This window comes from Acidobacteriota bacterium (assembly GCA_016196035.1).
In the GTDB taxonomy this organism is placed as follows: Bacteria; Acidobacteriota; Blastocatellia; order RBC074; family RBC074; genus JACPYM01.
In genome coordinates, this window is the sequence record JACPYM010000011.1 from 45,152 (window position 1) to 66,111 (window position 20,960).

The 20,960-nt window shown below is 62.8% G+C and carries 10 protein-coding genes; 8 read left to right on the forward strand and 2 right to left on the reverse strand.

The annotated features are described in order from the left end of the window. Positions 1-74 precede the first annotated feature (74 nt). The gene (locus tag HY011_04545; protein MBI3422183.1) at positions 75-2,195 is read left to right on the forward strand and encodes a protein kinase; all 2,121 of its coding nucleotides are present in this window, start codon (positions 75-77) and stop codon (positions 2,193-2,195) included. Between the two features lie 140 nt (positions 2,196-2,335). Further along, positions 2,336-3,103: a 3-deoxy-manno-octulosonate cytidylyltransferase gene (gene kdsB / locus HY011_04550; GenBank protein ID MBI3422184.1), complete on the forward strand. Its 768-nt coding sequence runs from the start codon at positions 2,336-2,338 to the stop codon at positions 3,101-3,103. 21 nt (positions 3,104-3,124) lie between these two features. On the opposite strand, the gene HY011_04555 is transcribed toward kdsB, so the two are convergent. After that, positions 3,125-3,817, reverse strand: a complete 693-nt coding sequence (locus HY011_04555) for an HAD-IA family hydrolase (protein ID MBI3422185.1) — start codon at positions 3,815-3,817, stop codon at positions 3,125-3,127. Positions 3,818-3,885: 68 nt separating this feature from the next. Here HY011_04555 and HY011_04560 point away from each other — a divergent pair, with 68 nt between their 5' ends. The 6 genes from HY011_04560 to HY011_04585 all read left to right on the forward strand — a co-directional run bounded on the left by HY011_04560 (position 3,886) and on the right by HY011_04585 (position 20,424). After that, positions 3,886-4,398, forward strand: a complete 513-nt coding sequence (locus HY011_04560; GenBank protein ID MBI3422186.1) for a peptide deformylase — start codon at positions 3,886-3,888, stop codon at positions 4,396-4,398. Positions 4,399-4,485: 87 nt separating this feature from the next. After that, positions 4,486-7,620: a hypothetical protein gene (locus HY011_04565; protein ID MBI3422187.1), complete on the forward strand. Its 3,135-nt coding sequence runs from the start codon at positions 4,486-4,488 to the stop codon at positions 7,618-7,620. A gap of 139 nt (positions 7,621-7,759) precedes the next feature. Beyond that, positions 7,760-8,413, forward strand: a complete 654-nt coding sequence (locus HY011_04570) for a response regulator transcription factor (protein MBI3422188.1) — start codon at positions 7,760-7,762, stop codon at positions 8,411-8,413. Between the two features lie 447 nt (positions 8,414-8,860). Beyond that, on the forward strand, positions 8,861-9,211 hold the full coding sequence (locus tag HY011_04575) for a response regulator transcription factor (protein ID MBI3422189.1): 351 nt from the start codon (positions 8,861-8,863) through the stop codon (positions 9,209-9,211). A 35-nt stretch (positions 9,212-9,246) separates the two neighbouring features. Beyond that, entirely contained in the window at positions 9,247-15,366 is a 6,120-nt protein-coding gene (locus HY011_04580; GenBank protein MBI3422190.1) for a putative Ig domain-containing protein, read from the forward strand. Positions 15,367-15,516: 150 nt separating this feature from the next. Continuing rightward, complete coding sequence (locus tag HY011_04585) at positions 15,517-20,424, forward strand: VCBS repeat-containing protein (GenBank protein MBI3422191.1); 4,908 nt, start codon at positions 15,517-15,519, stop codon at positions 20,422-20,424. A gap of 115 nt (positions 20,425-20,539) precedes the next feature. Here the strand turns inward: HY011_04585 and HY011_04590 are convergent, their stop codons facing one another. Continuing rightward, the gene (locus HY011_04590; GenBank protein ID MBI3422192.1) at positions 20,540-20,941 is read right to left on the reverse strand and encodes a hypothetical protein; all 402 of its coding nucleotides are present in this window, start codon (positions 20,939-20,941) and stop codon (positions 20,540-20,542) included. Positions 20,942-20,960: the final 19 nt, after the last annotated feature.

Genomic DNA, 20,960 nt, shown 5'->3' on the forward strand with positions numbered 1-20,960 from the left:
TCCCTTAGAGGTCATTCGTGCAAAAGATTTGCCCCCAGTGCCAGCAGCCCGCCAGTGAAAGCCAGCAATTTTGTGTGCATTGCGGCGCCGCGTTCAGCGGTCAGCGCGCGCCCACCGAACCGACGCAACTGATGCTGGCGCCAAGCATCAAGAAAGCCCCACCCGACGAATTGATTGGCCGCCTGCTCGACGGCAAATATCAATTGCAGGCACGCATCGGCGCGGGTGGGATGGGCGCTGTTTACCAGGCGCGGCGCGTGCACATCGGCGACGAAGTCGCGGTCAAGGTTTTGCACGCGCAATACGTCACCGAAGCCAGCGCCGTTGAACGCTTTCGCCGCGAAGCGCGCGCTGCCGCGATGTTGCGCCACCCCAGCGTCGTCGCCATCTATGATTTTGGCGAGGCGCGCGGCAACGATCCGGCCTTTATCGTAATGGAGTTGGTCGAAGGTCTTTCGCTGCGTGCGCTGTTGCAACGCGAACGCCGCTTGCCGCCAGAGCGCGCGGTGGCCCTGATGCGCGAAATCTGTGCCGGTGTCGGCGCGGCGCATCGGCATAATGTCGTTCACCGCGACCTCAAACCCGACAATGTGATCGTCACCGCGCCCGCGCACACAGGCGAATTCGAGAAGGTCAAAGTCCTCGATTTCGGCATCGCCAAATTGCGCGACCTGACGCCCGATCAGAGCCTGACGCAAACCGGCGCGGTGCTGGGCACGCCCTATTACATGTCGCCCGAACAATGCCGCGGCGATGTGCTGGATGCGCGGTCGGATGTCTACAGTTTGGGCGCGATGCTTTATGAAATGATCGCGGGCCAGCCGCCTTTCACGGCCAATACGATCACGGGCGTGGTGGCGAAGCATTTGACCGAAACGCCCGTGCCGGTCAATCAACATACGACCGTGGCGCCCGCGCTCGAAGCCTCGATCATGCGCGCGCTGGCAAAAGACCCCAATTGGCGGCAGACCGATGCCATCGCCTTTGCCCGTGATTTGCAAAGCGCGCTGCAAGGCGCCGGGGGACGCATCATTGAACTGACGCCGGAACCATCTTCTGCCAGCCGCCCGGTATCGTTTGGTGAAGCCACTGTTGCCATGCCGCCGCCACAGCCAACGATGCCGCCGCGGGCCGCACAGACGGTGCCGCCGGCAACGGCGTCAACCAGCAGGCCGTCAGCGCCTTCTTTTTCCCAGCCTTCCATGCAGGCACAGGCAAGGCAAGTCGTGCCGGTCGCGCACCCCGTGACGTTGTTGCCCTCAGCCGTTGAGAAAACTGCCAAGCAGAGCCGCAATCTGGTGTATTGGGCCAGCATTAGCGCCACCGTATTGATTTTGTTGGCTGGCGTGGCCGCCTGGCTGGTGCGGCACGCAGAATCGGTCAACAACCGGGCTGTCGCCAGCGCTTCGCCGAGTCCGACACCGCCCCCCGTGGCTTCGCCACCCAATGCCAAAGTGCTGGCCGCGACCACCGCCCCGGCGGATGACGCCACCACCTATGCCAAGCCGCTGAGCGTGCCCCGCGCTGAAAGCGCCGAGGCGCTTTTGGCCCACGGCGAAGCCCTGTCCGAAAAAGATTTGGTCGAGTTGGGCGTGCCAGAATTGCGCATCTTGCGAAATACCGTGTATGCGCGGCATGGCCGGATGTTTGAATCGCCTGGGTTGCAGCGCTATTTCGGCAGCCGCTCCTGGTATAAGCCAAACACGGCGTATACCGATGAACTGCTGACCGAAGCCGACCGCACCAACCTGGAAGTAATTGCCACCGCCGAACGCCAGGCCAGGACGACCCAAGCCACGACGGCGCACGCGTCCAGCCGCTTGAGCGACCAGTACGGGCCGGAAAACACCCGCGATGATCGCGTCGAATCCGCGTGGGTCGAGGGCGTCAAAGGCCCCGGCGTGGGCGAATGGATTGCCTTCACCTTCAAACCGCAGACGATTCAATACCTCGAAATCTATCCCGGCTACGGCAAAAGCAAAGACCTCTTTTTCGCCAATCACCGGCTCAAACGCGCCACGCTGATCTTTTCGGACGGCACCCGCGTGGCCGTGCAGCTTTTCGATGAAATGCGCGTGCAAACCGTCGCGCTGCCCGCCCTTGTGCACACCAGTTCACTGCGGCTGATCATCGAAGAAGTTTTCCCCGGCGCGCAATACGATGACACCGCCATCGCCGAGATAAGCTGGCGCTGAAACAGACTTCAGACCTCAGACCTCAGACCTCAGACCTCAGACGGGCAAAGCATAACCAAATCACTTCGAGCTTGAGGTCTGAAGTCTGAAGTCTGAAGTCTGAGGTCTGAGGTCTGAGGTCTGAAGTCTGAGGTCTGTTTATGGTTATTGCTCTGATCCCCGCTCGTTACGCCTCGACGCGCTTGCCCGGCAAGCCGTTATTGGACATTGGCGGTGTGCCAATGATCCTGCGTGTTGTCCAGCGTGCCCGCCAAGCCGCTTCCATCCAGCGCGTCATCGTGGCCACCGATGATGAGCGCGTGTTTGCCACGGTCAAGGCCGCCAGAGAAGAAGTCTGGCTGACTTCGCCTGCGCATCGCACCGGCACCGACCGGCTGGCCGAAGTCGCTGCGCAACTCGACGCCGGCATCATCGTCAATGTCCAGGGTGATGAACCGCTGATCGAACCCGCGACCATTGACGCCGCCGTTGCGCCATTGCTGGCCGATGCTTCCATCGTGATGAGCACCACCTGTGAACCCATCGAATCCGCCGCCGACCTGCTCAATCCCAACGTTGTCAAAGTCGTCACCGACACCGCCGGGTTCGCGCTCTATTTCTCGCGCAATCCGATTCCGTATCCGCGCGCCGAAGCTCAGGCGCATGGCTCACTCACAGCGGCTTTGCAGGCGCAGCCGGAATTGCTCGCCCGCTACGCCAAACATACGGGCCTGTACGCCTATCGCCGCGACTTTCTGTTGCAATACGCCAAGCTGCCGCCGACGCCGCTTGAGCAGACAGAACTGCTCGAACAGTTGCGCGCGCTCGAACACGGCTACCGCATCCGCGTAGTGAAAGTGCGGCAGCGTTCGATTGGCGTGGATACGCCGGAGGATTTGGAATTGGTGCGGCGGCTGTGCCAGCAATGAAGCTGCCGAACTGCGCGGACTTCAAAACAATTTGAGCAACTCAGCCGGAGTCTCCAAGACATAATCAGGCTGTTGGGCTTCCAGTTCTGTACGCGGAAAAGGCCCCCAGGCAGCGGCGGCGGTGGTCATGTTGGCGGCGCGCCCGGCGGCGATGTCGTGGATGCTGTCGCCGACGTAAAGGGCGTGGTGCGGCGCGGCTTCAAAACGTTCCAACGCGCGCCACAACGGTTCGGGGTGCGGTTTGTGCCGCGTCACGTCATCGGCGGCGATGATGACCGCAAAGAACTCCTGCAACGCAAACAGCCGCAAGCCGCGCTCGACACCCGCGCGCAATTTCGACGAGACGATGCCCAGGCGATGGCCGCGCCCTTTGAGTTCCGCGAGGGTTTCCTTGACCTCGGCAAATGGCTCGCACAATTCGTCGTGACGCGCGCCATTGAATTCGCGGTAGGTGCGCAACAACTCATCGGCTTTGGTCGGCAGGTCGGCGATGGGGGCGATGCGTCCGTCATCAATGCCTTGTTGCGTCAGTTGCTGTAACGCCGTGTGCAGCAGCGTGCCGAAGGTGTTGATGTACAGGCTGTCGTCCAGCGTGAAGCCGAAACTGTGCTGCCAGGTGGCGCGAAAGGAATGCAGAATCAGCGGCGTGGTGTTGACCAGCGTGCCGTCAAAATCAAAAAGAATGACACTGCGGTCAGTGGGTTTCTTGTTCATGCGTTCGGACTTTCGGTTTGTTACACTGCGCTTGCGTTTAAGCACATTCAACCAGGAGCTTACCATATATGCCCGTTCGTGAAATCCTGCTGCTTGGCAACCCGCAGCTTTGGCAGCCGTCGTCTGAAATTACCGAAGTTCAAGCACCGCAAACCCGCGCGTTGATTACTGACTTGGCTGACACGCTAGCCGACTTCCGGTTGCGCAACGGTTTTGGCCGCGCCATCGCCGCGCCGCAAATCGGCGTCAAGCAGCGCATGCTATTCGTGAATATGCAAAACGGCAGTACGCCGTTTCCGCTCATCAATCCGCATATCGTGCGCGCCAGTTACGAACAAATGGAATTGTGGGACGACTGTTTTTCGCTGCCGAATTTGCTGGTGCGGGTGCGGCGGCACAGCGAGATTGACGTGCGCTATTTCGATCAGAACGGCGCTGAGAGATTGCTGACGGCGACCGCTGATCTTTCGGAATTGCTGCAACACGAGATTGATCATCTGGACGGCATTCTGGCGACGGATCGCGCGATTGACAGCCGCAGTCTGGCCTTCCGCAGCGAACTTCAGCGGCAGCCAGGCTGAGGCGTGCCGTTTCGTTGTCGGCCTGACCGCTTTGGTTTAGAGTGCCGCCATTCCCCCCTCCCAATCTTTACAGACAATACAGTGGCAATGCCTATCCCGCTCACCGCGCGCACAGCGGTCTCTCTAGTTCCAGGTCTGCTTTGGCGCTGTCTGCTCAGCTTGACGGCGCGCGCCCAGTGCCGCTGCGAGCCTTGGACGGCGGACAAGGGGCTGCCGCAAAACGCGGTGCGCGACCGGGCGCAAAGCATCATCCTGCTCCTGTTATTGCTGGGTGGCCTGACCCAGGCGCGCGTCCACGGGCAGACGCTCAGCACGCACAAGGTGCTGGGCCGCTATCAACAACTCGTCTGGCAGGATCAGCACGGTTTGCCGCAAAACGGCGTGCTGGCGATTTTGCGCACGCGCGACGGATATTTGTGGTTGGGCACGATTGAGGGAGCCGCGCGGTTTGACGGCGTGCGGTTCGTAGTGTTCGACAACAACAATACGGCGGCGCTCAAAAACAACCAGATTCTCTCGCTGGCCGAAGACCGTGCGGGCCAGCTCTGGCTGGGTTCGGTCGGCGGCGGGCTGACACGTTACGCGGACGGGCGCTTTCGGCTTTACACGACCCGCGACGGTTTGGCGAGCGATTACGTGCGCTGCCTGTTGGCTGACCGCGCCGGCAATCTCTGGATCGGCACGCGCGGCGGCGGGCTGAATCTGTTCCGCGACGAACGCTTCACGGCTTACACCACGCGCGACGGATTGCCAGGCGATCAAATTCTGACGCTGGCCGAAGACCGCGCCGGCAGTCTCTGGATTGGCACGACGAAAGGGTTGGCGCACTTCGCGCAAGGCCGCTTCACCACTTACACCATGCGCGCGGGCTTGCCGGGCGACCGCGTGAACGCGCTGTGCGTGGACAACGCGGGTCGTTTGTGGGTGGGCACCGGCGGCGGACTCTGCCGCTTTGAACAAGGCCGCTGCGTGGTGGATGGCGCGCCTGCGGCCCGGCTCGGTTCGGTGACGGCGCTGTATGAAGACCGCGAACGCAACCTCTGGATCGGCACCGGCGGGAATGGTTTGTTTCTGCGCCAGGGCGCGCGTCTGACGCAATACGCGGTGCGTGACGGTTTGCCGAGCGACACCGTGCTGGCGCTGTTTCAAGACCCGCAAGGCGACCTCTGGGTCGGTACGGTGGATGGCGGTCTCGTGCAGTTGCGCGCCGGACGCTTCGGCGTTTACACCGTTGAAGACGGACTGCCGCACAATTTCGCGGCGGCTGTCTTTGAGGATTCACAAGCCAACCTCTGGCTGGGCACGAACGGCGGGTTGAGCCGGCTCAAAGAGGGCGTCATCACCACCGTGCCATTCTCACAGGGCCGCCCGGACAGTGGTTCGATTGCCGAAGACCGCGCGGGCCGTCTTTGGTTCAGCGGCAACGGCCAGTTGAATCAGGTGCTCAACGGTCAATTCAGACGCTGGACGGCGGCGCAGGGCCTGCCGCACGAACCGGTGCGCGAGCTGCTGGGCGATGGCGCGGGCAATCTCTGGCTCAGCACGCCCGGTCACGGGCTGGCGCGGCTGAGCGCCGACCGCTTCCGCAGTTTCGATATGCACGACGGCCTCGCCGATGACGAAGTCACAGCCTTGTACGAAGGCCGGGCGGGCACGCTCTGGGTGGGGTTGCGCAACGGCGGCGTCAGCCGTTTCGATAGCGCGGCACAGCGCTTCACCAGTTGGACGGTCAAAGACGGGTTGCCCGGCGATCAGGTGATCGCTTTTTACGAAGACCGCTGGGGCAGCCTCTGGATCGGCACGAGCGGCGGCGGGTTGCGCCGTTTCAAAGCGGGCCACTTCGCCGCCATTACTGTCAAAGACGGCCTGTTTGACAACCGCACCTTCCAAATCCTTTCCGACACTGAAGACGACAGCGGCGATTTGTGGATGAGCAGCAATCGCGGCCTCTTTCGCGTCAGTTTGCGCGAGTTGAATGATTTGGCCGAGGGACGCCGTGCGACCGTGAATTCCTTTGTGTATGGCGTGGCGGATGGGATGCTCAGCCGGGAATGCAACAGCGGCAGTCCGGCGGGCTGGAAAACACGCGACGGACGGTTGTGGTTTCCGACCGTCAAAGGCGTCGTGGTGGTTGATCCCAAACAGCGCAACGTCCCGCCCTCGCGCGCCATCATCGAGCGCGTCATCCTGGATCGCGCGCCGCTGCCCGCCGGTCAACCCGTGCGCATCAGACCGGGGCAGGAGAACCTGGAGATCGAATACACCGGCATTAACTGGAGCCGCCCGCAACAGCTTCGGTTCAAATACCAACTGGCCGGTTTCAATCAGGACTGGGTGGAAACGGGCACGCGGCGCACGGCATATTTCTCAAGCCTGCCGCCGGGCGCTTACACGTTCAAAGTGATTGCGGACAATGGCGAGGGGCTTTGGAATACGGAAAGCGCAACCTTGCGCGTGGTCGTGCTGCCGCCGTTTTATCGCACCTGGTGGTTTTTGACGTTGGCCGTCTTGTCGGTGACGGGCGTAGTTTTGGCCGCGTTCAAATATCGCATCAATCAACTGGAACAACGCCAAGCCGCGCAGCAAGCCTTCGCGCGCCAGTTGATCGAATCGCAGGAAGCCGAACGCAAACGCATCGCGGGCGAATTGCACGACGGCTTGGGGCAAAACCTGCTGGTCATCAAAAACCGCGCGTTGTTCGGCTTGTTGCAACCAGAAGATGCGCCGCGCGCCGCCGCCCAGTTGACCGACATCTCCACGACCGCTTCGCAAGCGCTTGACGAAGTGCGCCAGATCGCGGCCAACTTGCACCCGTATCAACTCGACCGGCTGGGCTTGACCAAAGCCTTGACGACCATGATTCGCAACGTCGGCGCGGCGGCGCAACTCGACCTCGCGCTGTCGCTCGACAACGTGGATGGTTTATTCGACGCGGCGGGCCAGATCAATCTGTACCGCATCGTGCAGGAAGGCTTGAACAACATCGTCAAACACGCCGCCGCCCGCGAAGTCAGCCTGCAATTGCAACGCGCGCCGCACCGCTTGACCCTGACGCTGCGTGACAACGGACGTGGCTTTGTGATTGCGGAGCGTAGGTCGCAAGCTGGCGGTTTGGGTTTGACCGGGCTGGCCGAACGCGCGCGGTTGCTGCACGGCACACTGAACATTGAATCCACGCCGGGCGCGGGCACGCTGCTGACGCTGACGATTCCGCTAGACTAATCGCAGGTGTGACAATGGCAAAGAGAGATTACGGAACAGGCGGAAATAACGGAACAGACGGAACCGAATAAGGCAGCCTGCTTCCGTTATTTCCGTCTGTTCCGCAATCTCCAAAACCGTTTGAAAGGAAAGCTGACTGATGAATCCAATCATTCGCTTGCTGATTGCCGACGACCATCCGTTGTTGCGCGCCGGGCTGCGTCAGGTGATTGCCACCGACCCGCGTTTGCAGGTCGTTGCCGAGGCGGAGGACGGCGCGACCGCGCTCGAATTGCTCGCCGCCCACAAACCCGATGTCGCCGTGCTCGACATCGAGATGCCGCAATTGACCGGCTTCGCCTTGTTGCGCGAAATGCGCGCACAACGCCTGACGACCGCCGTCGTCTTCCTGACGATGTACCACGACGAAGAGATGTTCAACGAGGCGCTCGATCTAGGCGCGCTGGGCTACGTGCTCAAAGACAGCGCGACGACCGACATCGTCGCCGCGATTCGCGCCGCCGCCGCCGGACAGCCTTACATCAGCCCGGCCATTTCAGCTTTTCTGTTCAATCGTGCGACACGCGCGGCGGCGCTGGCGCAACAGCATCCCAGCCTGAACGACTTGACCCCCACCGAACGCCGCGTGCTGAAACTGATCGCTGCGAACAAAACCAGCAAAGAGATCGCGGCGGAGCTTTTCATCAGTTACCGCACGGTCGAAAACCACCGTTCCAACATCTGCCAGAAACTTGACCTCAAAGGCAGCCATTCACTGCTCAAGTTCGCGTTTGAGCACAAATCCGAGTTGTAAACGGGTTTTCGTCGCGTAGCGACGGGGGGAATTTAGCCGTGGGTTTCAACCCACGGTGGGCAGTGCACATTTCCCCGCGTCGCGTAGCGACGCTTGAAGGATTGAGGAGAAAACACCTTGACTAATCCCGAACCTCTTTTCTTCCCTGCACGACCTAAAGCCGTAGCGGATTCAGGCGTCGCTACGCGACGCGGGAACGCTCGTCTTCCCAACCGTAGGTTGAAACCCACGGCTAAATTCACCCCGTCGCTACGCGACGAAAACACCTGCCCCGCGCGCAATCAGCCCAATCAGCCCAACCTTTTCCTGACTACACGCCTAAGTGGAAACACCCAGCAAAATGAGTGGAAACACTCAGGCATTTTGTGAGGGTTCCTCTATACCCAACGCGCGCTTCCTGCCGTAGCTTCCTCGGTGTCCCCACATCCCCCCAAAGAGGTGAACGGAATGCTGAGTGTTTTGCTTGTGGAAGATCACGCGCCGATGCGCGCCACGTTGCGGCTGTGGCTGGCCGATCTGGCCGCGCCGATTACCGAGTGCGCAAACGGCGCGGAAGTCTGCGCCAGTTACGCCGCCGAGCGCCCCGATTGGGTGCTGATGGACATTGAATTGCCGGGGCAGGACGGCCTCGCGGCGACGCGCGAATTGCTCGCCGCAGAACCGGCGGCGCGCGTGCTGATCGTGACGACTTATGACGATGCCGAGTTGCGGCGCGCGGCGCAGGCGGCGGGCGCGCGCGGCTATGTGCTGAAGGAAAATTTGCTGGAACTGCGGCAATGGCTGCAACCGGCAGCTTGAATCTCAACAGGCTTTCAATCATCGAGGACAAGACCATGAAACGACACATCACCTTAATCGTAGTGCTGCTGAGCTTGTTGGCCGGCTTCGCGTTGTGGCGCGCCGCGCGCACGCAGGCCGCGCCCTTTGCCACGCTGCGCGTGCCGGAAGACCACGCCACCATTCAAGCCGCCATTAACGCCGCGCAAGCTGGCGATACGGTGGATGTCAGGGCAGGCACTTACAACGGCGCGGGCAACCGCGAACTCACCGTCAACAAAGCCATCACAATCAAATGCCGCACGGGCACCGGCGACGATTGCATCGTTGAGGATGGACGGGGGCTTGCCGCCCGCACCATCGTTACCTTCAGCACGCCGAACGTGACGCCCGTGCTCGACGGCTTCACGCTGCGCGCCGGCACCGGCTTCGGTTTCATTGCGGGCGGCATGTACATTTACAACGGCGCGCAGCCGCTCATCCGCAATTGCAAAATCACCGGGAACAACGCCATCAACGAGAACGGCGGCGTGCTGGTCGAAAACGCTTTCCCGGAATTCCGCAACTGCGCGATCAGCGGCAATCTCGGCACCGGGATGAAGGTGACTGGCGTGAGCATTGCCGCGCTCAGCGATTGCACCCTCAGCAACAACACGAGTGACGGGTTGAAAGTCGGCGCGTCCACCCTCGGCCTTTTCAACGAGGCCAGCGGCAAGCCCACGGCGCTCATCAGCAACTGCCGCTTCGAGAACAACACCCAGTCCGGTCTGGAAGTGGCCTCCATCGTGCCGGACTCAGAACCGTCGGCCATCGTGACGGGCAGCGTCTTTAGCGGGAATGGACAATCCGGCGTGGACGCATTTAACGCCGACACGCTGAGCCTGACCAACTGCGCCTTGCTCTTCAACACGGGCATCGCTCCGAACGCCGGCGGCCTCAATCTCCTCCTGGCGCGCCAGTTCGCGCTCACCAACTCGCTGGTGGTTGGCAATCGCGTCATCCCCCGCGTCGCGCAACCGGGCGTGCTCGATTCACCGGCGAGCGCGGTGGCGCTCACGTTTCCCCGCGCCGCCGCCGTCACCAATTGCACCATCACGAGTCACAATTCCCCCACGCTGCCGACGATGTATTTTGTCCCGGCACTCGACACCAGTCTCGTCAATGTTCCCTTTCGCGTGACCAACACGATCTTCTGGGGCAATACCGCCACCACGGACATCATCGGCGTGAACACACCGGGCTACCCGGCGGTTACCGTCAGCGCCTGCGACTCGCAACGCGGCACGATGGACGTGGCGGACGGCGGCGGCAATCTCAACGTTGATCCGCTTTTCGTGCGCAACGCGCTGACCAACGGCGCGACTGATGCGGGCGATTTGCGTTTGCAAAACACTTCGCCGGTCATCAATCGCGGCACGACCGCCGGTCTCGATCTCAACATCTTTCCCAAAAACGTCAACAACACGCCGCTCGATTACGCCGGGAACCCGCGCGTGTTTTGCGCCGGGCAGATTGACCAGGGGGCGTATGAGAATCAGTCCACGCCCAGCGGCGGGCAGCTCGTTTTCGGCCAACAACCGAACGGCACGACGCCCAACACGCCGCTCAGTCCGACGGTCACGGTGCGGCTGGTGGATGCTTGCGGCACTTTGATGAACAGCAACGCCGCGGTCACGCTCACGCTCAACAACGCCAACGGCGCGACGCTCAGCGGCGGCAGCGTCAACGCGGTCGGCGGCAGCGCCACCTTCAACAATCTGGCCGTCAGCAAATCCGGCATCGGCTACACGCTCACGGCTGCCAGCGGAGCGTTGACGGGGGCGACCTCGAATGCGTTTGACATCGCCTGTCCCAACATCACTATCGGCACGCCCGCCAGCGCCATGCTCGGCGTGCTTTACAGCAGTTCGATTGCCGCCACACCGGCAGCACCCAGCGGCCAGAGTTACCAGTACTCGCTGGCGAATAACACCAGTCTGCCGAGCGGCTTGATTCTGGTGAGCAACGCCGCCGGCATCGGCGGCATACCGGCGGTCAGCGGCAATTTCAGCTTCGACCTCAAAGCCGAGTTATTCAACGGCAACGTCTCGACCGGCTGTAGCGTGACGCAAACGCGCACGATCAACGTGACCTGCGTGAGCAATCCGATGGTGACGAATCGGAATGACAGCGGCGCGGGCAGTTTGCGCGAAGCCATTGCCACGGCCTGCGCGGGCAGCACGATCAGCTTTGCCGACGGGCTGACGGGGACGCTGTCATTGACCTCGGATGAACTGAAGATCGAGCGGAGCCTGACGATTCAGGGGCCGGGCGCGAACCTGTTGAACGTGCAGCGCGGCAGCGGCACGCCCAACATTCGCATCTTCCACATCACGGCGGGCGACGTGACGCTGGCGGGCTTGACGATGTCCAATGGGCAGGCGACGCCCGACCGCAATGGCGGCGGCGTGCTCAACGAAGGCACGGGCACGGTCACAGTCACGCGTAGCACGCTCAGCGGCAACTCGGCTGATTACGGCGGCGGCGGCATCGCCAACTTCAGCACGGGCGCGGTTACGGTCACGTACAGCACGCTCAGCGGCAACTCGGCCACCTCGGTGGGCGGCGGCATTTATAACGCCAACCTAGGCACGATCACGGTCGTCAACAGCACGCTCACCGGCAACACTTCGACCGTCAACGGCGGCCAAGGCGGCGGCCTTTATAACGGCAACGGCCTGGGCGGCACGGTCACTCTCACCAACTGCACGGTCGCCGGCAACACGGCCAACCGCGCCGGGGGCATTTATAACCAGGGCGCAGACTTGGTGCGGCTCAGAAATACGCTCGTCGCGGCGAATACCGCGACGACTGCCCCAGATGCCTTCGGCGGCCTGACCTCGCTGGGCAACAACCTGCTGGGCAAGAGTGACGGCAGCACGGGCCTCACGAACAATGTGAACAACGACAAGGTGGGCACGCTGGCCGCGCCGCTCGATCCGCTGCTTGCCGCGCCCGGCAATTACGGCGGCCCCACGCAGACGCAGCGCCCGCTGCCCGGTTCGCCGGCCATCAACGCGGGCGACAACTGCGTCTTCGACAACACCTGCTCGCCCAATCCGCTCGGCTTCAACCTGACCAGCGATCAGCGCGGTGCAACCTTCAGTCGGAAAGTGGGCGGCACGATGGACATCGGCGCGGTCGAGACCAGCTACGCGCTCGCGGCCACCGGCGGCACGCCGCAAAGCACGGTCGTCAACACGAACTTCACCAATCCATTGGTCGCCACGCTGACCGAATCCGGTCAACCGGTCAGCGGCGTTTCAATCACCTTCACCGCGCAAGCCGCCAACAACGGCGCGAGCGCGAGCTTCACCGGCAGCAACCCGGCGACGACCAACGCCAGCGGACAAGCCAGCGTGAACGTCGCGGCGAATGCCTTCACGGGCAGTTACAGCGTGACGGCCAATACCACGCCGGGCCTGGCGACGGCGGCCAGTTTCACGCTGACCAATACCTGCCCAATGATCACGGTGAATGCGCCTGCCACGACGACCGGCACGGCGGGCTTCGCCTTCAATCAAATGTTCACGCAAACAGGCGGCGTTGGCGCGCCGACGTTCAGCTTGCAAAGCGGGACCTTGCCGCAGGGCTTGACGCTGGCGGGCAATGGTGTCTTGAGCGGCACGCCCGTGCAAACGGGCACGTTCCCGCTGACGGTCAAAGCCACCGACGCGAACAACTGCACCGGCCTGAGCGCGCCGTATAACCTGGTGATTGGCTGCCCGACCCTCACGTTGAGCGCGTTGCCAGCCGCGACAGCGGGCACGTTGTTCACGGCGAACCTGAACGCGAGTCCGGCGGGCGGCAATTATCAATTCAGCAGCGCCGACAAACCGGCCTGGTTGACGCTGGCCGCCAATGGCGCACTCACGGGCACGCCGCCGACGGCGGGGCCGGTGAACTTCACCCTCGGCGTGACCGGCTTTGGCGGCGCGTGCGGACAAAGCTTCAATGTCACGCTCGTGGTCAACTGCCCAAGCCTCATGCTCGCGCCGGCGACGTTACCCAATGCGGCGATCAACACCGCCTATCCAACAATGCTCAGCGCGACGCCGGCGGGTGGCAATTACAGCTTTGTGGTGACGAGTGGTTTGTTACCCGCCGGGTTGGCGCTCAACGGCAATGGCAGTTTCAGCGGCGCGCCGACGCAAAGCGGCGTGTTCAACTTCCGCGTCACGGCGACGGGCTTCGGCGCGTGCGGCAGCTTTCGCGATTATGTATTGACGGTCGAATGTCCGGGCGTGTCACTCAATCCGGCCAGCTTGCCGGGCGGCATGGTAGGCGCGGCGTATAACCAAAGCATCGCGGCAAGTCCGGCGGGTGCGTACAGCTACAACGTGACGAGTGGGGCGTTGCCGGTGGGGTTGACACTCAATGCGGCGACGGGCGCGTTGACGGGCACGCCTGCGCAAGCGGGCACGTTCAGCTTCACGCTGGCGGCGGCGGCGGGCGCGTGTGCGGCCTCACGCAGCTACACGGTGACGATGGGTTGCGCGGGCATCACGCTGGGCGCGTTGGCGAATGCCACGGTGGGCACGAGCTACGCGGGCAGCGTGGCGGCGTCGCCGAGCGGCGCGTACACCTATGCGTTGGTCACGGGCGGCTTGCCTGTCGGGTTGATGCTCAATGCCACAACCGGCGCGCTGACGGGTACGCCGAGCAGCACTGGGACTTTCAACTTCACGCTCAAAGCACAAACGGCGAATGGGTGCGGCGGGCAGCAGAGCTACGCGCTGGTGGTGGGCTGTCCAACGATCGCACTGTCAGCGCTGGCGACGCCGACGTTAAATACGGCCTACAACCAAACGATCAGTGCGACACCGGCGGGCGGCAACTATGTTTACGCCGTCAGCAGTGGCGCGCTGCCAGCGGGCTTGGCATTGAATGCGGCCACCGGCGCGTTGACGGGCACACCGACAGCGGCGGGCGCGTATAGCTTCACCCTCACAGCCACGGGCTTCGGCACATGCACGGGCAGTCGCACGTACAGCGGCGTCATTGCGAGCACTTGCCCGACAATTACCTTGTCGGCCCTGCCGAATGGGCAACCGGGACAGCTTTACAGCCAGGTCGTGACGGGTTCGCCGAGCGCGACGTATAGCTACGCTGTGACAGCGGGCAGCGTACCGCCGGGGCTGACGTTCATCGCGGCGGGCGGCTTGCTCTATGGCTATCCGACAGCGGCGGGCACCTACAACTTCACCATTACAGCGACGGATGCAAACAATTGCACGGGCGCGCGCGCTTACACGCTGAGCATCGGCAGCGGCGCGGCGGCGCTGGCAATGCAGGCGGACTACGACGGCGACGGCAAGGCCGATCCGGCGCTCTGGGCGGCGCAGGAATGTCTCTGGCGCATCAGCAAGAGCAGCACCCAACAAGCCGAACAGCAAAGCTGGGGCATGGCGGGCGATGTAACGTTGCTGGGCGATTATGATGGCGACGGCAAATCCGACTTGGCGGTCTTTCGTCCCAGCAACGCGACGTTTTATGTGAAGCGTAGCAGCGATGGTGGCTACCTCATCAAGCAATGGGGCTTGAGTACGGACGTGCCGGTGCCCGGCGATTACGACGGCGACGGCAAGACGGATATTGCCGTCTGGCGCGGGTCGAACGGGACTTGGTATGTGCTGCGCAGTGCGGATCAGCAGCCTGAAGTGACGGCCTGGGGCGCGGGCTACGCGCCGTACCACGACGTGCCGGTGCCAGGCAATTACGATGGCGATGGCAAGACCGATCTCGCCGTCTTCCGGCGCGCGACCGGCACCTGGCTGATCAAGCGCAGCAGTGACGGGCAATTCACGATCAAGCAATGGGGCGTGGGAACGGATGTGCCGGTGCCGGGCGATTACGACGGCGACGGCAAAACGGACATCACGGTCTGGCGCGGCGCGGAAGGCAATTGGTACGTGCTGCGTTCGAGTGATCAGCGTGCCCAAGTCTCAGCCTGGGGTTCAACGGCGGTCGGCGATGCGCCCGCGCCGGGCGATTACGACGGTGACGGCCAAGCTGATCTGACGGTCTGGCGCGGGCCAACAGGCGCTTGGTACGTGCGGGAGAGCCGCACGCAGACCGTGCGCACCCAAAGTCTCGGTCAAAGCGGCGACCGCCTCATCGGTCAGCCCGCGCGCTAACGCAAGCAAGCGGATGGCTGGCACGCTTGCTGGGGTGCGGTGTTGAGCAGGTTCACCGCCGCACCCCAATACGGCAAGCGGCAAAGCACGGCAATCAACCTCCTCCCCCTCCGCTGTCCACGCGACAGCGTCAAACCACGGAGAATCCCGATGAAACGACAACTTATCACGCTGAGTATTACCCTTTGTCTGTTGCTGGGTCTGACCTTTTGGCAGCGCCCGCAAGCGATCACTGTAAAGGCTGCCCCGCCAGCAGTAGCTTGCTCAACCGCGAGTTTTAGCACTGCCACCAATTTTGCGACGGGGAGCAATACGTTCCCGTACTCCGTCGCGGTCGGCGATTTCAACGGCGACAGCAGGCTTGATCTCGTCACGGCGAATTTGTTCACCGGCAATGTCGCACTGCTGCTCGGCAATGGGATGGGCGGCTTCGGTGCGGCCACCCTCTTCGGCATGGGAGTCCTGCCGGATGCGGTTGCTGCCGCCGATGTGAATGGTGACGGCAAGCTCGACATCATCACCGCCGATGCGGGCGACAACGGTGGCCGGGTGTCAGTGCGGCTAGGCGATGGGATGGGCGGCTTTGGTGCTCGCACATTCTTCAATCTCTTTGGCTTTGGCTTCAATACTGTCGAGCCGCACGACATTGTTGCCAGCGATCTCAACGGCGACGGCAAGCTTGATCTCATCACCGCGAATTTCGAATCGGATAACGCCGCCGTGTTGCTCAACAATTGCACCGCGCCCTGCGCCACGCCGAGTTTTGCCAACCCGGTGTTTTATGCCACCGGTTTGAATGCTGGCTCGGTCGCCGTGGGCGATGTCAACGGCGACGGCAAGCGCGATCTGGTGGTAACGAATCACAATAGTTCCAACGTCTCGGTGCTGCTGGGCAACGGCAACGGCACGTTTCAGACGGCAGTCAACTTCAATCCCAACGGCCAGCCGCTGGCGGTCACGCTGGGTGATGTCAACGGCGACGGCAAGCCCGATCTGCTCGTCGCCAATGACAATCAGGACCAGGTCGCGGTATTGCTCAACACGTATACCGCGCCGACCTTCAACACATCGAGCTTCGGCGCAGCCACCAGTTTCAACGCCGGAGATCACCCGCTAGCCATTGACACAGGTGATTTCGATAGCGACGGCAAGCTCGATGTCGTGACCGCGAACCTGAGTGCCAGCAACGTCACAGTGCTGCTCGGCAATGGGATGGGTGGCTTCGGCACGGCCAAACCGTTCGCGGTCGCCGCCGCGCCGCGCTGGGTCGCCGCCCGTGATTTCAACGGCGATGGCAAACTCGACCTCGTCACTCCCACTGATGCCGACAACGTTTCGGTGCTGCTCAATAATTGCTTGCCCAATCAAGCACCGACGATCACGGCGCTCGGCGTCGCGCGCAATGCGGGCGCGCCTGCCAGCAATTCCGCCATCGCCACGGTCAGTGACGCCGAAGACGCCGAAAATACGCTGAGCGTCACCGTCAACAATGCCGGCAGCGCCACCGTCAATGGCGTCACGGTCAGCAACATCAGCGTGGATAGCAGCGGCAATGTCACGGCGGATGTCGCGGCGGTTTGCGCGTCGTCGTCGGCGAGTTTTACTTTGCGCGTGACAGATAGCGGTACGCTGGCCGCCACGGCCACGCTCACCGTCACGGTAACGCACGCCGCCACGCCGCTCGCTATCAACGTGCCGGCCACTCAACCCAGTTGCAACGGCGCGACCAACGGCAGCCTGACGATCAACGTGGACAACGGCACCGGCCCTTTCCAATACTCGATTGATAATGGCGCGCATTTCAGCAGCACGGCCACGTTCACCGGCCTGGGCGCGGGCACCTATAACGTCATCGTCAAAGACGCCTACGACTGCAACCGGGCGATGGTAAATATCGTGCTGGGGCAACCGGCGGCCCTCAGCTTCACCACCACGCCCGTCAGCCCGACCTGCAATGGCGGGATGGACGGCAGCCTGACGATCAATGCCACGGGCGGCACGGGCGCGAAGCAGTATTCGATCAACAACGGCACGAGTTTCAGCAACACGCCCACGTTCTCTGGCCTGGGCGCAGGCACCTATCCCGTCGTGGTCAAAGACGCCAACAACTGCCAGACAGCGGCGGCGAATGTCACGTTGACGCCGCCAACAGCCATCAGCTTCACCACTACGCCGGTCAATCCAAGCTGCAACGGCGGGACGAATGGCAGCCTGACCATCAACGCCACGGGCGGCACGGGCGCGTTGCAGTATTCGATCAATAACGGTCAAAGCTTCAGCGCGAACGCGCAATTCAACGGCCTGGGCGCAGGCACCTATCAGGTCATCGTGAAGGACGCGAACAACTGCCAAACGGCGGCGGCGACTGTCACGCTGGCGCAACCCAATGCCCTTGCGTTCAACGTCACGCCGGTTGCACCGACCTGTAATGGCGGCACAAATGGCAGCTTGACCATTCAAGCCACGGGCGGCACGGGCGCGCTGCTGTATTCCATCAACAACGGCCAGAGCTTTGGGTCCAATCCCGTGTTTACGGATTTGGCGGCGGGTCTCTATCCGGTCGTCGTGAAAGACGCGAATCAATGTTTCTCGGCGGCGCAAACCATCACGCTGACGCAACCGGCGGCGTTGGCCTTGAGTCCGGCGGCACTGCCCACCGGCTTCGCGGGCCAGTCGTTCACGCAAGTCTTTACGGCCAGCGGCGGCACAGGCACGAAGAGCATCAGCCTGGCAGGCGCGTTGCCGAATTGGCTGAGCTTCACGCCCGCGACGGCGACGCTGAGCGGAACTGCGCCGCAACCGGCGACGGTGAGCTTTGCGCTGGTCGTGACAGACCAGGCGGGCTGCACGGCGAGGTTCAATTACACGCTGAATTTTGTTTGCCCCTCCATCACGCTCGCGCCCGCGAGCTTGCCCAACGCCGCCATCAACACGGCATATCCCCAAACGCTCACCGCCTCGCCGACGGGGACATACAGCTTCGCCGTCACCAGCGGTCTGTTGCCGGCGGGCTTGACGCTCAACAGCAATGGCGGCTTCGGCGGCGCGCCCATGCAAAGCGGCGTGTTCAACTTCCGCGTCACGGCGAGCGGCTTTGGCGTGTGCAGCGGCTTTCGCGATTATGTATTGCAGGTGGATTGCCCTGGGGTGACGCTCACGCCGGCGAGCCTGCCGGGCGGCCTGCTGGGCGTGGCATACAACCAAAGCGTCGCCGCCACGCCTGCGGGCAGTTATAGCTACAGTGTGACGAGCGGCGCGCTGCCGGCGGGCTTGACGCTCAATACGGCGACGGGCGCGCTCACGGGCACGCCGACGCAATCCGGCACGTTCACCTTCACCATCCGGGCCAGCGCGGGCAATTGTGCGGGGTCGCAAGGCTACAGCGTGACCATTGGCTGCTCGTCCCTGCTGTTTGCCACGACTTCGCCGCTGACAGCGGGCCAGGCGGGGATTGCTTATACGCAAACAATCGCGGTCACGCCTGCGGGCAGCTACACCTTCGCGCTGGCACAGGGGAATTTGCCGAGCGGCTTAACCTTGAATGCGGCGACCGGCGTCATCAGCGGCTTGCCGTTGGTGACGGGCACGTACAATTTCATGCTGCGCGCGCAAACGGCGGGCGGTTGCAGCGCCACACAGGCGTATGCACTGACGATCACCTGTCCGACCGTGGCGCTATCAGCGTTGCCCACACCGACGCTCAACACTGCCTACAGTCAAATGGTCAGCGCGTCTCCGGCGGGGGGCAATTATGTCTACGCCGTCAGCAGCGGCGCACTGCCCGCAGGCTTGGCGTTGAATGTGGCGACGGGCGCGTTGACAGGCACGCCCACGGTGGCGGGCGCGTATAGCATCACCATCACGGCGACCGGTTTTGGCGCGTGCACGGGCGGCCGCACGTACAGCGGCGTCATTGCGAACACTTGCCCGACGATCACGTTGTCAGCCTTGCCGAACGGCCAACCGGGACAGCTTTACAGCCAGGTCGTGACGGGTTCGCCGAGCGCGACGTATGCATACACCGTGACGGCGGGCAGCGTGCCGCCGGGGCTGACGTTCATCGCGGCGGGCGGCTTGTTGTACGGTTACCCGATGGCGGCGGGCACGTACAACTTCACGCTCACGGCGACGAATGCGAACCAGTGCACGGGCCAACGCACCTACACGCTGGTCATCGGCAGCGCGGCGGCGGCGCTGGCCTTGCAGGCGGATTACGACGGCGACGGCCAGGCCGATCTGGCGCTCTGGTCGGCGGGCACGGGCGTCTGGAACATCGTGCGCAGCAGCGATCAACAAGCCGTGCAGCAAAGCTGGGGCACGGCGGGCGATGTGACGTTGCTGGGCGATTACGACGGTGACGGCAAGAGCGACCTGGCGGTGTTCAGACCGAGCAACGCGACGTTTTATGTGAAGCGCAGCCGCGACGGCGGCTACCTCGTCAAAGCCTGGGGCTTGAGCACGGACGTGCCGGTGCCGGGCGATTACGACGGCGACGGCCAGACGGATGTGGCGGTCTTTCGGCCCAGCGAGGGCAACTGGTACGTGCTGCGTAGTTCGGATCAGCAATACGCGGTGACGGCTTGGGGCGCGGGCAGTGCGCCGTACTACGACGTGCCGGTGGCGGGCGATTACGACGGCGATGGCAAAACCGATGTCGCGGTCTTCCGGCGCGGCCTCTTGGCAGGAGGCGGCGCCTGGCTGATCAAGTGCAGCCGCGACGGGCAGTACCTCGTCAAGCAATGGGGCCTGGCGACGGACGTGCCGGTGCCGGGCGATTACGACGGCGACGGCAAAACGGACCTGGCCGTCTGGCGCGGTTCGACGGGTACCTGGTACCTCTGGCAAAGCGCGACGCAGGCTTACCGGATCGTGCAATGGGGCACGCTGAACGATCAGGCGGGCGCGGGCGATTACGACGGCGATGGCCGGGCTGATCTGGCGGTGTGGCGCGCCGCTGAGCGAAACTGGTACATCAAATGTTCAGCCACCGAAACAATACTGACTAAGGCGCAGGGCCAGGCGGGCGATGCGCTGGTGACTGTGCGTCCGAGCCGTTGATGCAAAAACGAAAGGCAGGCCAGCACTGGCCTGCCTTTTTTGTTCATTGACCGGGACAGCGGAGCGAATTTATCCGCGTGATCGCGCTGCGAATAAATTCGCCACAGCCAGGGCATTACTGAATTTGCCGTGGATCAAGCGGCGCGCACGAAATTTCCACGACGGTGCACTTTTTCCGGAGTTCCTCAAGCGCCGCTGCCTGGCTGGCAAGCTGTTCCTGATAATCGGCGGGCGGATTGCCCCAACAACCAAGCAGCCGGTAAAACCGGATTTCGCGCCCCGCGCCGTCCACGAGCTTGTCCTTTTCACAACGCGCCTTGAGCCGCGTGAGCGTGGCTTTGACCGTGACCTTTTTGGCGTCACTGCCCGCCGTAGCGTTTGCCAGCGGGGCTGCCACCACCTCATCCAGCCTGACGTCTTCGGGCAAACAAGCGGCGAAGCCCTCGTTCGCGCCTTCGCTGACGCAGGCACAGCACAGCAGCGTGACCAACAATGAGGCAAGGAGTGTTAAATGCATAGGCGCATCATACAACAGC

Excerpts from the sequence above, each read along its gene's own strand:
- kdsB (MBI3422184.1), top strand. The coding sequence starts at position 2,336 with ATGGTTATTGCTCTGATCCCCGCTCGTTACGCCTCGACGCGCTTGCCC.
- HY011_04555 (MBI3422185.1), bottom strand. The coding sequence starts at position 3,817 with ATGAACAAGAAACCCACTGACCGCAGTGTCATTCTTTTTGATTTTGAC.
- HY011_04560 (MBI3422186.1), top strand. The coding sequence starts at position 3,886 with ATGCCCGTTCGTGAAATCCTGCTGCTTGGCAACCCGCAGCTTTGGCAG.
- HY011_04565 (MBI3422187.1), top strand. The coding sequence starts at position 4,486 with ATGCCTATCCCGCTCACCGCGCGCACAGCGGTCTCTCTAGTTCCAGGT.
- HY011_04570 (MBI3422188.1), top strand. The coding sequence starts at position 7,760 with ATGAATCCAATCATTCGCTTGCTGATTGCCGACGACCATCCGTTGTTG.
- HY011_04575 (MBI3422189.1), top strand. The coding sequence starts at position 8,861 with ATGCTGAGTGTTTTGCTTGTGGAAGATCACGCGCCGATGCGCGCCACG.
- HY011_04580 (MBI3422190.1), top strand. The coding sequence starts at position 9,247 with ATGAAACGACACATCACCTTAATCGTAGTGCTGCTGAGCTTGTTGGCC.
- HY011_04585 (MBI3422191.1), top strand. The coding sequence starts at position 15,517 with ATGAAACGACAACTTATCACGCTGAGTATTACCCTTTGTCTGTTGCTG.
- HY011_04590 (MBI3422192.1), bottom strand. The coding sequence starts at position 20,941 with ATGCATTTAACACTCCTTGCCTCATTGTTGGTCACGCTGCTGTGCTGT.